This is a genomic window from Saccharibacillus sp. JS10 (assembly GCF_024436065.1).
In the GTDB taxonomy this organism is placed as follows: Bacteria; Bacillota; Bacilli; order Paenibacillales; family Paenibacillaceae; genus Saccharibacillus.
In genome coordinates, this window is the sequence record NZ_JANFNS010000004.1 from 313,320 (window position 1) to 328,522 (window position 15,203).

At 45.7% G+C, this 15,203-nt stretch carries 13 protein-coding genes; 9 read left to right on the plus strand and 4 right to left on the minus strand.

Translation table 11 applies throughout. From position 1 onward, the window contains the following. Positions 1-56 precede the first annotated feature (56 nt). The 4 genes from NOM90_RS14280 to NOM90_RS14295 all read right to left on the minus strand — a co-directional run bounded on the left by NOM90_RS14280 (position 57) and on the right by NOM90_RS14295 (position 3,735). Complete coding sequence (locus tag NOM90_RS14280) at positions 57-233, minus strand: CsbD family protein (RefSeq protein WP_255942801.1); 177 nt, start codon at positions 231-233, stop codon at positions 57-59. A gap of 55 nt (positions 234-288) precedes the next feature. Beyond that, positions 289-1,095, minus strand: a complete 807-nt coding sequence (locus NOM90_RS14285; protein ID WP_255942803.1) for an HNH endonuclease — start codon at positions 1,093-1,095, stop codon at positions 289-291. 36 nt (positions 1,096-1,131) lie between these two features. Further along, the gene (locus tag NOM90_RS14290; protein ID WP_255942805.1) at positions 1,132-2,496 is read right to left on the minus strand and encodes a TrkH family potassium uptake protein; all 1,365 of its coding nucleotides are present in this window, start codon (positions 2,494-2,496) and stop codon (positions 1,132-1,134) included. Positions 2,497-2,928: 432 nt separating this feature from the next. Further along, the gene (locus tag NOM90_RS14295; protein WP_255942807.1) at positions 2,929-3,735 is read right to left on the minus strand and encodes an alpha/beta fold hydrolase; all 807 of its coding nucleotides are present in this window, start codon (positions 3,733-3,735) and stop codon (positions 2,929-2,931) included. A gap of 215 nt (positions 3,736-3,950) precedes the next feature. On the opposite strand from NOM90_RS14295, the gene NOM90_RS14300 reads away from it, so the two are divergent. The 9 genes from NOM90_RS14300 to NOM90_RS19265 all read left to right on the plus strand — a co-directional run bounded on the left by NOM90_RS14300 (position 3,951) and on the right by NOM90_RS19265 (position 15,137). Further along, positions 3,951-5,189: an ABC transporter substrate-binding protein gene (locus tag NOM90_RS14300; RefSeq protein ID WP_255942809.1), complete on the plus strand. Its 1,239-nt coding sequence runs from the start codon at positions 3,951-3,953 to the stop codon at positions 5,187-5,189. 230 nt (positions 5,190-5,419) lie between these two features. Next, positions 5,420-6,286, plus strand: a complete 867-nt coding sequence (locus NOM90_RS14305) for a carbohydrate ABC transporter permease (RefSeq protein ID WP_255942810.1) — start codon at positions 5,420-5,422, stop codon at positions 6,284-6,286. Continuing rightward, complete coding sequence (locus NOM90_RS14310) at positions 6,286-7,113, plus strand: carbohydrate ABC transporter permease (RefSeq protein ID WP_255942811.1); 828 nt, start codon at positions 6,286-6,288, stop codon at positions 7,111-7,113. The genes NOM90_RS14305 and NOM90_RS14310 overlap by 1 nt, the downstream gene beginning before the upstream one ends. Before the next feature lie 143 nt (positions 7,114-7,256). Further along, positions 7,257-8,411 (plus strand): winged helix-turn-helix domain-containing protein, encoded by a 1,155-nt coding sequence (locus NOM90_RS14315; protein WP_255942813.1) that lies wholly within the window; start codon positions 7,257-7,259, stop codon positions 8,409-8,411. A 120-nt stretch (positions 8,412-8,531) separates the two neighbouring features. Further along, positions 8,532-9,818 carry an MFS transporter gene (locus NOM90_RS14320; RefSeq protein WP_255942814.1) on the plus strand — a complete coding sequence of 429 codons (1,287 nt, stop codon included), beginning with the start codon at positions 8,532-8,534 and terminating at the stop codon, positions 9,816-9,818. Between the two features lie 245 nt (positions 9,819-10,063). Continuing rightward, positions 10,064-10,906: a hypothetical protein gene (locus NOM90_RS14325; RefSeq protein WP_255942816.1), complete on the plus strand. Its 843-nt coding sequence runs from the start codon at positions 10,064-10,066 to the stop codon at positions 10,904-10,906. 332 nt (positions 10,907-11,238) lie between these two features. After that, positions 11,239-12,684: an ATPase domain-containing protein gene (locus NOM90_RS14330; RefSeq protein ID WP_255942817.1), complete on the plus strand. Its 1,446-nt coding sequence runs from the start codon at positions 11,239-11,241 to the stop codon at positions 12,682-12,684. A 16-nt stretch (positions 12,685-12,700) separates the two neighbouring features. Continuing rightward, positions 12,701-12,946 (plus strand): hypothetical protein, encoded by a 246-nt coding sequence (locus tag NOM90_RS14335; RefSeq protein WP_255942818.1) that lies wholly within the window; start codon positions 12,701-12,703, stop codon positions 12,944-12,946. A gap of 1 nt (position 12,947) precedes the next feature. Beyond that, positions 12,948-15,137, plus strand: coding sequence for a LuxR C-terminal-related transcriptional regulator (locus NOM90_RS19265; protein WP_305121031.1), 2,190 nt, complete (start codon positions 12,948-12,950; stop codon positions 15,135-15,137). Positions 15,138-15,203: the final 66 nt, after the last annotated feature.

The following is a 15,203-nucleotide window of genomic DNA, read 5'->3' on the forward strand; positions in this document are numbered from 1 at the left end:
AACCGAAACATCGATGCTTCGGCCCGGCGTCGATCGGCTCGACGTCGTATCCTGAATTAGTGTCTATCTTTAATGTCGCCGACTTTGTCTTGCACGTGACCTTTTGCTTTATCCGCTTTGCCTTCAGCTTGAAGACCTGGGTCGTTTTTGGCGTTACCGATTTGATCTTTAATTTCACCTTTGGCTTTGTTCACGCCTGCTTTGATTTTATCGCCCAATCCGTTGTCTGCCATGTTAAACAACTCCTTTTCTTCTGATGGATAATTCACATGCGGTGCTAGTTTTTAATTACCCTTTATCCTGAGTATCTAAACGAATCGGCTCGTAGTTTTCCGCATCTTCCATAAACTCTTCCAGATCACGATCGGCTTTGTTTTGGTTGCATAACATACACGCACATACGCAGTTCAGCGGCGTGGTATGTCCGCCTTTGGCTCTAGGAAGCAAATGGTCGATCGTATCCCCGTATTCTCCGCAAAAATAACACGTATACTGATCTCTCTCTAAAATATAACGGCGGAACGTTCGGTTGGTATACAATCTTCGAATCGTGAATCGATTGACAACGACCGCCGCATGTTCGCGAACTAAACAGCGCGCCATGTCCAAATCCGTTTCCTGTTGCCAGCGGCGCCCTTTGTCGGTACGGCCGCGCATCCGAATCGTTCCTTGCCGATTGGTACGCAGTTCTGCTTCGCGCGTCGGTTCAAGTCTGGCATGTTCGGGAGGTTGCGGTAGCGGGCGACGAAATCTTCGCTTTGGCACAACGGACACGCTTTCTTCAGGCTCAGCAAGATTGAACGAAGTCGCAGGAGCTACCGCGATTTGAGCAGGCAAAGGATCGGCTGGCGAATCGTGATCCAAATGATTCAGTTGTGCGTCTTGTTTTCGTTTGCGACAATCTCGGCAAGCGCCGCGACGAGAATGCGCACCGGATTTTTTGCCCGTTCGACGTAAAAATTCACCAAGCGGCTTACTTTCTCCGCAATATACACAAACTTTGACAAGAAGGGGTTCGTGAACTGCATTTAAATGATCTTCGGTAGGTTCGGAAGCAGGGAGCAGATCTTGTTCAACATGTTGTGTGCGTCTCATTGAGGAAATCCTCCTTCTGGGCGGCGCAGACCTTGTTTAACCAATCGTGACTTTACCTTCTGGATAACGGAACGGTTCATTGTCCATTTTCGGTGTTAACGTAAAGGCCAGCGTAATCGGTCCTAGACGACCGACAAACATCAGCATAATAATCATAAACTGACCGAAAGGCGTTAACTGAGACGTTAATCCCATCGAGATCCCCGCAGTCGCATAAGCGGATGTCGTCTCAAATAAAATTCCCAAAAACGAAAAGTTTTCGGTTGCCGACAAAATCATCGCCGCAACCACAATCAATAAAAACGATAGTAACGAGAACGTGATCGCTTTGTAGACTCGATCCGGTCCAATTCGATAACGGAAAAAGACGATATCCTGCTTACCGCGCATCATCGCGAATACAGCACCGATTAAGATCGCAAATGTTGTCACTTTAATCCCGCCGCCTGCCGATCCCGGAGCTGCCCCGATAAACATCATAATGACCATGAAAAATTGTGTCGCTTGACGCATCCCTGCAACGTCGAGAGTCATCATCCCTGCTGAGCGCGAGGTGATCGATTGGAAAATAGAAGCAAACACTTTGCCGGAAGCATCCAGAGGTTGTAAAGTTGCCGGATTCGTAAATTCAAAAACAAAAATCACGACAGCGCCTACTACGACAAGGGTAGCTGTCATCGACAGCACGACTTTACTGTGCAGCGACAATTTGCGTTTGTAAGGTAGATCGAGCAAGTCGGCAATAACGATAAAGCCGATACCACCCAACAAAATCATCGGCATGGCAATCAGATTGATAAAAGGATCATCTACATAATGAATGAGACTGCTCGCTTGACCTTCAATCGAACCAAACAGGTCGAAGCCGGCATTGTTGAAAATCGACACGCTATGAAAAGCACCAAAATAAGCGGCTTGCCCTAACGGCATTTCGAAAGCAAAACGGATAAATAGAAGTAATGCGCCAACGGTCTCGATCACAAGTGCGTACATGATCACTTTGCGAATCAGACGAATGATGCCTTCTGTCGATTGCTGGCTTAACGTTTCTTGAAGAATCAGACGTTCGCGAAACGAAATCCGCCGACGAAACACAAGCGCGATAAGTGTCGCGACGGTCATAAAGCCCAAGCCGCCGACTTGCACCAATCCAATCAGAACGAGCTGACCGAACGTAGTCAGATCGACACCAGGATTAAGTACAGAAAGCCCTGTTACACAGGTAGCGGAAGCCGCCATAAATAAAGCATCAAGATACGGCATCACTTCACCGGAGCTAGACGCGGCTGGCAAAGAAAGTAAGCCGGAACCGACCAAAATCATAAATAAGAAACCAACAGCTAACACTTGCGGAGGATTGAGTCGAAGCAGTAAATTCCGGTTTTTTATAGGTTTAAACATCGGTAAGTCCTCACGTTATAGAATTGAAATTTTAAATATAAAAAGGTAGCACCAGATCGGATTTTTCGATTCATTGTATTACCGCCGAGAGTCAAAGTAAAGAATGGACTGGTTCACACAATGGATAGGCTCGATCCTCTATCTATTGTAAAGGAAAAAGAGAAGGAAATATGTAGGAGGAAATATCTAGTGGGAATGAAAAAAAGAGTTCGCGATAAGCGAACTCTTAATGTCTGAAGAAAATTTAAAGTAGCTGGAAGCGAGCCGACGGAGAGAGGAATTTGGTGTAGGAGCGTTAGCGTTCGCCTTTGAAATTGGGAAGATCCCTTCAAAATTAAATCAGTCTTCCCAATTTCAACACGCGACCGAAACGAATTTCTCTTGGAGTCGGTGCGCTTCCCCCGCCAACTTTAGATTTGATCAAGATTTAGATCAACGCAAGAAAGCAGCAAGTTCTTCGTTGAACTTCTCCGGCTCGTCCATCATCATCGCATGACCGCTTTTTTCAAAGGTTACGATATGAGAAGACGCGATCCCTGCGTTCATTGTCTGAGCTAGACCATAAGGGCAAATCTTATCTTTTTCACCGTGGAAGATCGCTGTAGGTACCGTGATTTTTGCAAGGTCGTCACGCAGGTCTTCATCGCGCAACATTTCGGCAGCGCGCAGTGTGCCGACAGCGGAAGCTTGGAAAGCGACCATTTCGACCCAGGCGAACGAGGACACGCTTGGCGTTTTATGCGTTAGCATTTTACCGAACGATGTGATCATCTTCGGACGATCTTCAAGGGTTGGTTGAATGATCTGTTCATTCACGTCTTCAACTTTCATCGCATCCGGCACACCGTCGCGAACCGTGAAGCTTGGTGCCGCTGCGCCGAGCAAGACCAGTTTGGAAATGCCGTGCCCTTGATGGCGAGCTGCGTAACGAACCGCTGTTGCACCGCCCATCGAGAAGCCGACCAATACCGCGTCTTCGAGTCCGAGGGCATCGATAACCGCGCGAACGTCGTCCGCTTGGCGGTCATACGTATATCCTTCCCACGGCGCATCGGATTTACCAAATCCGCGTGCATCGATACCGATACAGCGGTATCCTTGCGCAGGCAGACGCATATATTGATATTCGAACATGCGCGAATCAAGCGGCCATCCGTGTAAGAAAATGACCGGACGTCCTTGACCTACATCTTCAACGTAAATATTGACTCCGGATTCTACTTCAACGTATTTTCCCATGTTTAGAAAGCCTCCTCAAAGTTAGGTAATCTCGTGTTTGTTTTTCGTGTTCAGGCTAGCTCTTATTACCCGATTTTTAAATTTTAATCGTCAAAACTTGGAAAAATCTTTTCTTGTTCATATCGAAAACGTTTCAAATTTTCGATTCGCGTCCTGCATTTGGAGGGTATTGGTAAAAGGGATCACAAGCTCAAAACAAGTAAGGAGGCTTATTTATGGCAAAGTGGAGCAGATGGCTAGGCGTCATATGCCTGGTGAGCATACTGCTGACGTTGACCGCTTGCGCAAGTGGCAAGTCGGCAGACGGCAAGGTACATATCGAGTTTTTCCAAAACAAACCGGAAGCAAAAGGTTCTTTTGATGAACTGATTGCTAAATTTAATGCACAGCATCCGGATATTGTGGTGACGCAAACCAATCCACCCGATGCGGAGACGGTTTTGATGACGAGGGTCGTTAAAGAAGACGTGCCTGATGTGATCGGGATGGGGGCAACAGATACTTATTCGGTACTCGGTCAAAGTGGGATTTTTGCGGATTTAACTGGCGAAGCTGTTCTTGAAGGCATCAATCCGCGTTATACGCAAATGTTGACGGATCTGACCGGGGAGCAAGCGATTAACGGAATTCCTTATGCGGCTAACGCGGACGGCATTATGTATAATCGTACGATTTTCAAAGAACAAAATTTGGAGATTCCTAAAACTTGGGACGAACTGATGGATACGGCGCAAAAGCTTCAAGATGCCGGAATTACTCCTTTTTATCTGACTTACAAAGACGATTGGACAACGAATTTGCTGTTCAACGCATTGGCTCCGAATATCGCGGGTATCGACTTTTTCTTGGAGCGTCGCGATAATACGGTCACTTTCGAAGATCCGGTCATGCAAGAAATTGCCGAAAAAGCTCTTGCTGTTTTGCCTTACGGAACGAACGATAACTTCGGGCGAACTTACGCAGACGGCAACCGCGCTTTCGCGAACGGCGAAGCCGCGATGTATATTCAAGGTACATGGGCGATTCCCGAAATTCGCAAAGCCAACGCCGATATTGATCTAGGTTTTTTTGCAACGCCAACAGGCGACGATGCAGCAGCCAATAATCTCGTTTCCGGCGTCGATACGCTACTCGCGGTATCTGAAAGTACGGAGCATCGCGCAGAATCGCTACAATTTATCGATTTTCTGTTAGAAAACGAAAATATATCGCAATATATTGAGCAACAGACTGCGTTCTCCGCAGTCGAAGGAGTCGATCAAGAAGATCCGGCTCTGACCGAATTGCAGCCTTATTTCGAATCGGGACGTCTGGTCGACTTTGCCGACCATTATATTCCTGCCGCTGTACAGCTTAATTCACTCGTCCAAGAATTTCTACAACGCGGAGATGTTGACGCTTTCCTCAAACGCTTAGACAGCGAATGGACCAAAGTCGCCAACCGCCGCTCGTAACGTGCGTAATTTTTCGGCGGCATCCACAACTGCCGCCTGCCTTTAATCACAACCACACAACCCTCTCGTCTTGCGCGTAGTGGTGTTCGTCATGCGCCTAGCCCAGCGAAGGGTGGGAAGCCCCGAAAATCGCCTTTGAGGCTTCAGCCGAAACAGCGATTGCAGGGACTTCCCTCCCGAAGCGCCGCAGCTGCACCACCACCCAGCGACCGAGAAGAAGGAGCACCTTTATGGCAAAAAGAAAAGCCGCTTTTTACTGGATGACCGTACCGGCTTTGCTGTTGTTTTTCGTTTTCCATACGTTTCCCGCTTTGCAAGGCGTATTTTATTCGTTCACCAATTGGAATGGATTCGCGAAAACGTATGACTTTGTAGGCTTCAAAAATTACTACTATCTGTTCCAAGACGACAATGTCGGCAACGCGTATTGGTTTACTTTTAGATTCGCTGTCGTCGTCACTTTGATTATCAACGTCTTGAGTTTGCTGATCGCGATGGGCTTAAACGCCAGTATCAAAGCCCGGAACTTTTTCAGAGGAATCTACTTTTTACCGAACATTCTTAGCGTATTGATCGTCGGCTACATATTTAACTATCTCTTTTCCAACGTATTCACCGTTTGGGGCGAAAATCTCGGTCTAGGCTGGTTGTCCACCAACTTGCTCGGCAGCCAAGCCCTAGCTTGGACAGGTGTGGTTTTCGTTGCAGTCTGGCAAGGGATTGCATTGAATACGATTTTGTACCTTTCCGGTCTGCAAACGATCCCGACGCAACTTTACGAAGCATCCGGGCTTGATGGAGCGAACAAATGGCAAGAGTTTTGGAAAATTACGTTCCCGCTGATCGCACCGTTTTTCACGATCAATATGGTACTTGCGATGAAAAACGCGCTGATGGTCTTTGATCTGATCGTCGCGTTGACGAACGGCGGGCCTGGACGCGCCACGCAATCGATCTCGCACCTGATCTATACCGGCGGATTTGAAGGTGGCGAATTTGCCTATCAATCGGCGAACTCTGTGATTTACTTTATCGTGATCGCTGTGATCTCGATTGTGCAAATCCGATACTTGCAAAGAAGGGAGACGGATATGTAATGAAAAGTCGTACACGCACGAACTGGGTTGCGATGATCTTAATCGCACTCGGTACGATCTTTATTTTGTTCCCTCTTTATATGGCAGTGACGATCTCGCTCAAAAATCAAAACGATATGCTGAATTCGATTTTTGGACTACCTACAAATTTAAGGTTCGAAAACTTTGCCAAAGCCATCGAAATGACGAACTTTTTTCAAGCGCTTGGCAATAGTGCAATCGTAACGTTATCGACAGTGGTACTGACGATTTTGAGTAACTCCCTCGTTGCTTATGCCATCGCTCGCAATATGAATAAAAATAAATTTTTTAAAAGTTTATATTTCTACTTTATTAGCGCGATGTTTATTCCGTTTCCGATTATCATGCTGCCGATCGTCAAGCTGACCGCTTCATTCGGTATGACGAATTTATTCGGGCTGATTATTTTGCATACGGTATATGGGCTTGCTTTCAACGTATTTATCTATGTCGGCTATATTCGTTCGATTCCGATTGATTTGGAAGAAGCGGCTACGGTAGACGGCACCGGTACATTCGGTACATTTACGAGAATCATTTTCCCGCTGATGGCACCGATCAATGCAACGGTAGGGATTCTGATCTGTTTGTCGACGTATAATGATTTCTTGCTCCCGCTCGTCATTATTAGCGATCAAAGCCAGTACACCTTGCCGCTGGTTCAGTATGTGTTCCAGGGACAGTTTAATACCGAATTCAATCTGGCGTTTGCTTCGTATCTACTCGCCATGTTGCCGATGATCGTGATTTATCTGTTTGCGCAAAAATGGATTATCAACGGTGTAACGCAAGGTGCAGTCAAGTAAGTTTCAATAATTCGTTTTTTATAACAAACGCTTCAAGTCCTAGAAATCGGAGCTTGAAGCGTTTGTTTTTGGGGTGCGTTATAATAACGATGAAATCCAAAAAGATCAGGCAGCAGTAAACAAAGCCAAAAAGGAGATCGTCGATGTCCAACCTAACGTTCAACGATGAGCGGCTTTATATCGAATCACACGGTACACATATATCGTTATTATCTAAAGAATATGCGTTATTTCGCTTTTTATATATTCACGTTAATCGTGTGTTTAGCCGGGAACAATTGCTGGATCGCGTATGGGCAGGAGAGTATCCCGTTGATCGTACGGTAGATGATCATGTCTACCGATTGCGTAAAAAATTAAAAGGATTACCTGGTTTGAAAATCGAGACCGTGCGAAATGTAGGGTACTGCTTAACCCAATCCATTTCTCCCGATTTGTCGGCAAACGAATCTTTCAAAGACCCAGCTGTTCAAGAAGCAATGAATGGTGTGTTTGCGCGGTATCACAGGCTTGGAGAGGGACGTGCGATGCTGGCTCTTGCGAACCAGAAGCAAATGCTTGGATTCGAGTTGAACGTTTATTATGAACTTTATATCCATTTTGTAGAAGGGGATTTGCAATGGTTTTTGGAAACGTCGGAACCTCCGATGCGTGAACGGATTTATTGGCTGTTACTTTTCTACATCTTCGTTAATACTTCAGAGCACAAATCCGAGCTTTGCGAACAAGCTCTTGATCTTCGTGCATTACCGGCATACGGGCATGAGGAGATGGAGATCTTGAACATCGCCAATCTGTATGCGTCAGAAGGAAAAATAGAAAAAGCGAAGCATACCCTTTCGCGAGGTCGGGAAAAAGCAATTGCGAATAGGTTAGACGGCTTTCTCATTCCGATCGAAATTTCGGAATTGTATATCCATTTGATCGACGGGCAACTTCAAACCGCTTATCGGCAATCGCTTTATATCTCGGAACTTTTAGAACAAGCTCCTTATTTACGCGAATTAGCGGATTATCAAATGCTTGAAGGGACAAGACTTTGGTTGAGCGGAGAGATCGCGCATGGGCAACAGTTGTTGGGTCAAGGGTTGGAGACGTTCGAGCGTTCCGGCTTCGTTCCGAATCGATTATTAGCGCTGCATCGCGTTCATCATATTTTGCAAAGACAAGTACGGGGTAGCGACATGGAGCGTCTTTATTTTCGTAAAAGAGCCCAAGAAGCAGAACGGCTAGGATGGAGTCATTCTTTACAAGCGCGGCTTTCCGTAGAGATCCATCGTTACTTGGAGGCGTTGTAAACAATGTTTCGTTTTTCCCTCTGATAAACCTCTGACATTTCCCGTTTATGCTGAATCCGTAGAACAAGACGGAAGCTGTTCCATGTAGCGTAGGGCGGCTTGGGAAAAGGGGAAATAGGTATGAAAACAGAGTCAGAAAAAAAGACGGTCAAGCGATCTTCGCTACTCCGAAATCCGGTATTTGGTCGACTGTTCGCGGCTTATGGGACTTCGGTGTTCGGAAATTGGTTCGATGTGATCGCAATCCAAGTGCTGATTGGGTATCGGTGGCAATCTACGCCTTTAGAGATCGCTTTAATTCCAATCGGTATGGCGTTGCCAGGGATTTTGCTTGGATCGCTTGCGGGAGCAGCAGTCGATCGCTTTCACCCGTTGAAGTTGATGAAAATCTCGCATCTGCTCACAGCATGGATTACAATCGTTATTTTATTTGCGCCGAATATTTACGTGCTACTTCCACTCTTGTCGCTGCGTGCTTCATTGGAGTTGTTTATTATTCCGGCGCAACAGACGTTGACCAAAAGCATCGTCGAAGAAAATCGATTGGTCGATGCTTCGTCGCTAAACGGTCTTATCGCGCAGCTGTCGAGAGTAATTGGACCTTTGGCAGGGGCTGGAGTATTGGCATTGGGGTCGCCGCAACTTTGTATTTTGATTAATGCAATTGCAAGGGGCATTGCTTATATGATTTTGAATACAGTTCCGAGACCTTCGCTTCCTACTTTTGTGCAGCAAAGTCCGGCGAGTTCTCCAACCTCTCAAGCAAAAACCAGTTTGCGACAAGAGTTATGGGAAGGATGGAAGTTCGTTATCCGTACTCGGATTGTACTGCATCTATTAATGTTTGCTTTATGCGGGATGCTAATAATCCAGACCATCGATTTTCAATTTGTCAGTTTATTTCGGGATTTAGCACCCCGTAATGAGACCGCAATCGGTTGGTTGCTTGCCGCCTCAGGAATTTCGGCAGGTGTAATTGCAGTAGCAAATATGCGTATTGAAGCTTTACGTCAATGCCGATACGCGTTCAAATTAGGTAGCGGCTATGCACTGATCGGATTATCGATCTGGCTACTCAGTTTATTATCAGCCGACTATTCGATTATTGAGCTAATCGCAATCGGATTGTTATTAGGCGCTGGCAACGGATTGTTTGTCATCACGTTTAGTTATGCCTTACAAAAAGAAACGCCCGCCGAGATGACTGGACGTGTATTCGGTATTCAAAATACGATGTTCAGTATCGTAATGATTGCGGCGCCTCTGCTTGGCGGTCTATTCATTCAAAAGTTTGGCGCTAGTGAAATTTTCAATATTTCTGGACTGCTGATTTTTACGCTCGGTTTAATCGGACTAACTATCGGACCCTATTTATGGAAGTATCAAACGTCAATATCCGAACATTAATTCCCCTCATGCCCCTTTTCGTGAAGAAAAGGGGCATTTGTCATGGAACTGTAACACATAAATCTAATATTTTTTCTGGAAAAATCGAAAAAATGTTTTAAGCTATAGAAAGAGGGTTTTTGTTAAGGTAAGACCCAAATTTAGGAAATCATTTGACAATTATTTGGATGAACTTGGTATCGCGCTTGACGATAAGCGCTTTTGATTTTATATATCCTTCGGGAATGAAAAGAGGACATGTCGATATGAAAAAAACACGCCGCCTCGCCGTCTCTATTTTGATCTGCCTTTCGATTACTGCTGCGGCATTGACAGCTTCGGCTTCGGTTCCAATCAAAGTGTACGAGAATGGAACCGAAGTTTCTACCGAAGCGTCTCCACGATTCGTAGAAGGACAAGTCATGATTCCTTTTCATCTGGCAGAAGAGTTGTTTGAACGTAAATTGAGTTATGATCCTGTCAATCGCGTGATGAATGTAAACGATAACCGGGCACAGATCGCGCAATCGGAAGATGGATTGTTTTCAATTACTGGCACTGAAGAACGTGACGGCATGTGGGATCGACTTCGTTTGACGACAAACGACCGTGAAGTATCTGTGCCTGGCAAAGCTTTAGGTCTAGATAGTTACGCTCCAGAGTTTGTATCCGCTTCGCTGACTGGCGGCGACAAGTCTGATCTAGTGGTGTTACTGACACAAGGATACGGTACTGGCGTGTATATCAATGAAGCGGTGGTGTATACCGAAGACTTGCACCAAGTTCCATTGGAAGACGGAGCTGTGGCTTTGCTCAAGCAATTTAATTCAAAGCAGCAAGCGGATGGATCGATTGAGATTCAAGCTGGAGGAGTTAGCACCGTTGTTTCCGGAGATCGTTTGTTTACAAATGTAGCGGATCGAGGAGATCGTGCAAGTATCGGCAGTGTGCTTCGTTATGAAGTAAACGATAATATACTGAGTATCACAGCGGGCGTACTGGTCGGTACATCCGAGTTTATCGGAGATATGAAGCTCGATTACACGTACCAAAATGGTGTGCTGCAAGCCGGAAAAGCGGTATTTACTCCTTACGAGGAATATCGCTGAATCCAGCGCTATCGATCTGGTTGAAAATCATCGAAATGATTTGGACTCCAAGTGTATAAAGTCCCCTTCTAAATATTGCTTGCCGATTCGCTTAAAAAGCCTTATATTCCTCTTTGGGCATGACCTTTTTCCTATTAAAATCAATAAGTTCGGAGAGTTACCCTCTTTATGAAAAAGTGAAACACCTTTACAGAGCTATGGAAAAAATGGAAAACCTATTTCAAACCACTATAGAATCGGTTAAGATCAAGATAAGAGAATTTTCCTATTTCAAAAAACGGAACGACTAGGTTGCATCTATTACTTCGATTTCAAGGGGGTCGACGGAACTTATGCAAGAGACGGGGTTGCTACACGATATTGTACACACTGGAGTTCCGGGGTTAGATGTGTTGTTAAACGGGGGCGTTCCTCGTGGAACGACGATCATACTCGAAGGGAATCCCGGTACGGGCAAGACGACACTGGGCATTCAATTTTTGCTTGAAGGCGCAAGGCAATATGGCGAATCAGGCATCTATATTACTTTCGAGGAGCTTCCGGAACAGATTTATCGAGACATGTCCGGTTTTGGATGGGATCTAAAAGAACTGGAACGGCAAAACAAATTACGTATCATCTGTTTGGAACCCGATGTGTTGCTCGATCAAATGATGCGAACAGACGGGTTATTTGAGCAGTTAATCCGTGAGATCGATTGCAAGCGTGTCGTAATCGATAGTATTAGTCTGTTTCGTTCATTAGGCGGGCTACAAGGCGATGGTCGTGAACAAATTTATTCGATTCGCAATATCATGCGTAAATTCAATCTGACCGCTTTTTTCCTTCGAGAGTACGGAGAACAAGAAGGAAATTCGACGCCTTTCGAAAACTATGTATGCGACGGAATTATTCGTTTGTCGCTGCGTGAGCACTTAGAGAAATATCGCAAACGCACGATCGAAATTTTGAAAATGCGCGGAACGTGTATTGTCGAAGGCGAACACCATTACCGCTTTTTGAACGATGGGATTTGTATTCTTCCGGCGTTGTCGATGGTGGAAGACAAAATTTTAAGCGATGGCGTTGATCGGTTAAGCACGGGAATCGAATCGCTCGATGAACTGCTGGTAGGCGGATTACCGCAAGGCAGTGCATTTATGCTCGATAGTAACAGTAAAGCCAATTATAAATACTTGATGAATTCGATCTTGGCTGAACGACTAAAGCGCGGAGATTGTGTGCTGTTCATGTTATCGGGATTGAGTTCAGTAGAGACGGTCGATCAGACGTTGAATTTATTCGGAGCTTCGCTCAAACAAGCGGCGCTGGAGGAACGGGTCTTCTTTATTGATCACTATCATCGCCAAGTTGAGCCGGAATACGAAAAGCTGATGATTTACGTCGATCGTTTATCCAACGAGGAATATCAGAAAAAAGTATACGAAGCGATCTACCCGTATTTCCGCGAATCGATGATCGAAGGCAAACGTTGGTTTATCCATTACGATCTGAACACGGTAATTTCCGAGCGAGGACGTGAATTTGTTAAACGCAATTTTGCCGATGAAATGGCGCGTGCGAGAGCCGCTGGCATCACGGTACTTTGCCAAAGCAACTTTACGGAAATCGGACTGGAAACTTCGTCTTTCCTGGAGCGTGCTTCCAATGGCGTCATTCGCACATGGGTAGACGGCAGTTATCAGTATCTTCAGATTACCAAATCTCCGGGTGGCCGCATGTCGGCTCCCCATATCGTCGATAACATCAGAGACAGACCGTTTGTTAGGCTGATATAGGGGGCACACGAGAAAGATGACGATTTCGGATCAGGAGTTGTTAAAGTTGCAGATGGAATGTACCGTATTTTTCGAAAATAACCCTTATGCTTACGAAACGGAAAAAGGGCTGGCGAAAAAGCTGGGGCGTGACATCGAGCCTCTACGTATTGTATTGAATCGTTTAGCCGCAATCTCCATCCTAGAAAAAAGAGGTGAAGGGAACATGGCCATTTATTCGTACAAAACCCCTTATACTCAAAACGAAGTGGAGATCCATTAATATGATTGAAAAAAGTTGGGCAATGGATGTCAAAAAAACCGTCGAAGAAATTCAACATACGTATGCAGAATTTACGAGTCTGTCGATTCTGATCGTAGATAGCGAAGGCCGTCCGCTTGTGAAGCCTTCCGCCTACCATCCTTTTTTCAAAAAGCTGGTAGAACCGAATAGTCAAACGGGCGAACATTTCTGGCAAGAAGTTCGTCACTATGCAGGGCTTACGCGTCCGGCGCTATGCGATCTATGGTTGCCAGGAGTGAAGTTTATTATCGCTCCGTTCAAGTCACCTGCTGAAGATTCGATTTACTATGTAATCGCAGGTGCGCTAATTCAGATGGGTACAAAAGAATTGTTGGAAGAAGAAGCTTCGCGTACCGGCATATACGATGAAGATCGTAAGTTGTTACTTGATCTTGCTCTGGAAGCCGATGAATTATCTTCAGAAGAAGCCGAAGTATGGCGTGAAAAAATCGGCAAACTTGCGGAGACAGCAGAGCGAATTTTACGGTCGGCTTACCGCGAAACGTATGTACGAAGCCGAATCGGCGATCTGCAAGAAATACTGGCGACAGCGCGCAAAGAGCGAGCTTCGGTCAACGATGCGTTCGATCAATTTATGAATCTGAGCAGCAGCGCAGATATGATGGGATATGCCGATAAGATCGGTACAGGTGAATACCGCATTAGTCGAATCTCGGGCGAAGGCGCATTGGGTCTGCAAAATGTAGAATTCCGCGAAGGCGAAGGATTTCTTGGACAAGCTGCACTCAGCGACAAGCCGATGCAGTGGACAGATATTCAACGCGACCCGCGTTCGTTTTTCTTAAAACAACACGGAGTCAGCGAATTTTACGGGATACGTTGCTTCCCGGTTCGAGTTGGCGGCGAGCAACTAGGGATTTTGTTTGTAGTCACTCGTAAAAAAGCACAGACCGATGCGTTGCTGCGTGAATTCGAAGATATGCTTATTGCACTGATTGGAGAGTATATTGCAAGCGGGACTCTTGAAGCGAGAATGGAGCGCCAAATTCAGCGGCTTCGTCCGTTGATGGAAGTCACCCGCTTTATGATCTCGGCTCAAAATACGCAGCGGATTATGTTTATGCTGGTGGATATGAGTCTAAGCTTAGTCTGGAACCCGTCTTCGGCGATTATCGTGCATGAAAGTACGAATGGGCAAAAAGTACAGATCGTATCGCGCGGAATTGCGAATGATTTTGCTGAGCAATACGCTCGCGATGTAGCCAAGCGTGTACTTCGCGAAGGGCAAAGCTCTTATTCGATGGGCTTTGAGCTGTCGCAGACCGAAGAAGGTCAATTGATGATTGAATATCCGATCATCTACGCAGGCAAAACACGCGGCGTTCTGGCGGTATCGCTGAGTAGCGAACAAGAAGCGGAAGAATGTCGGGAAGTATTACTTGCACTTGCAACGATGGGCAGTATCATTTTGCAATCGGTACACGATCAGCAACAACTCGGTTTGCAAAACGAACGCTTTTTGCGCTTAATGTATACGTCTGCAAAAGTCGGACAAGACGATCAAGGCAAAAAGATGGATTTATCGCTGCGTCTCTTGGACGAGTATGCACGCTATTCTGGAATTACGACAGAAGAAGCGGCGCTATTGCAGCGTGCTGCGATGTTATCTGTTCTTGATGAGTCCGCTAAGCGTGAGCTAAACGAAGCTTTTGCAGAAGAAATAACGGTACTTAAAGAACATCGGACGATGGTTGAGAATGAAGGGCAAGCAGGAAGTTTTTCCTATGCACGTCCGGCTCAAATTTTGCGAACTGTACTTTACTTTGCGGAGCTAGACGAAGAAACGGCAAGCCGACTACATCTGACAGGCGTGTCTCCGGAACTGTTTAATCACTTCCGCAAATTTATGGCGGTTCGCCATACGGTGCAAAGTGAAGTCGTCTTATCGGATGGCTCAACAGCTGCATTCAATCCCGCTGAAGCCGAAGAACGCGGAATTGATGCGATTGTCAAAGAATTTGGTTTATCCAAACGTGAAAAAGAAGTCTTGGAATTGGTCGTTCGAGCTTCAAGTAACAAAGACATTGCGGCAAAACTATTTATCAGTGAGCATACGGTCAAAAATCATTTGACGAACATTTTCAACAAAATGAGTGTAAGCGACCGCGCTCAAGCGATTGCCCGGGTCTTTAACCGAGGAATCAGTTAGAGTCTTGAGCAAAACCCAAAATTTCAAAAAATGAAACATCGAAACCTTCCTAAATTTGGAAGGTTT

What these genes read in the sequence shown, in the direction of transcription:
- NOM90_RS14335 (WP_255942818.1), top strand. Translation starts at nt 12,701, where the DNA reads ATGACGATTTCGGATCAGGAGTTGTTAAAGTTGCAGATGGAATGTACC.
- NOM90_RS14290 (WP_255942805.1), bottom strand. Translation starts at nt 2,496, where the DNA reads ATGTTTAAACCTATAAAAAACCGGAATTTACTGCTTCGACTCAATCCT.
- NOM90_RS14285 (WP_255942803.1), bottom strand. Translation starts at nt 1,095, where the DNA reads ATGAGACGCACACAACATGTTGAACAAGATCTGCTCCCTGCTTCCGAA.
- NOM90_RS14305 (WP_255942810.1), top strand. Translation starts at nt 5,420, where the DNA reads ATGGCAAAAAGAAAAGCCGCTTTTTACTGGATGACCGTACCGGCTTTG.
- NOM90_RS14300 (WP_255942809.1), top strand. Translation starts at nt 3,951, where the DNA reads ATGGCAAAGTGGAGCAGATGGCTAGGCGTCATATGCCTGGTGAGCATA.
- NOM90_RS14280 (WP_255942801.1), bottom strand. Translation starts at nt 233, where the DNA reads ATGGCAGACAACGGATTGGGCGATAAAATCAAAGCAGGCGTGAACAAA.
- NOM90_RS14325 (WP_255942816.1), top strand. Translation starts at nt 10,064, where the DNA reads ATGAAAAAAACACGCCGCCTCGCCGTCTCTATTTTGATCTGCCTTTCG.
- NOM90_RS14330 (WP_255942817.1), top strand. Translation starts at nt 11,239, where the DNA reads ATGCAAGAGACGGGGTTGCTACACGATATTGTACACACTGGAGTTCCG.
- NOM90_RS19265 (WP_305121031.1), top strand. Translation starts at nt 12,948, where the DNA reads ATGATTGAAAAAAGTTGGGCAATGGATGTCAAAAAAACCGTCGAAGAA.
- NOM90_RS14310 (WP_255942811.1), top strand. Translation starts at nt 6,286, where the DNA reads ATGAAAAGTCGTACACGCACGAACTGGGTTGCGATGATCTTAATCGCA.
- NOM90_RS14320 (WP_255942814.1), top strand. Translation starts at nt 8,532, where the DNA reads ATGAAAACAGAGTCAGAAAAAAAGACGGTCAAGCGATCTTCGCTACTC.
- NOM90_RS14295 (WP_255942807.1), bottom strand. Translation starts at nt 3,735, where the DNA reads ATGGGAAAATACGTTGAAGTAGAATCCGGAGTCAATATTTACGTTGAA.
- NOM90_RS14315 (WP_255942813.1), top strand. Translation starts at nt 7,257, where the DNA reads ATGTCCAACCTAACGTTCAACGATGAGCGGCTTTATATCGAATCACAC.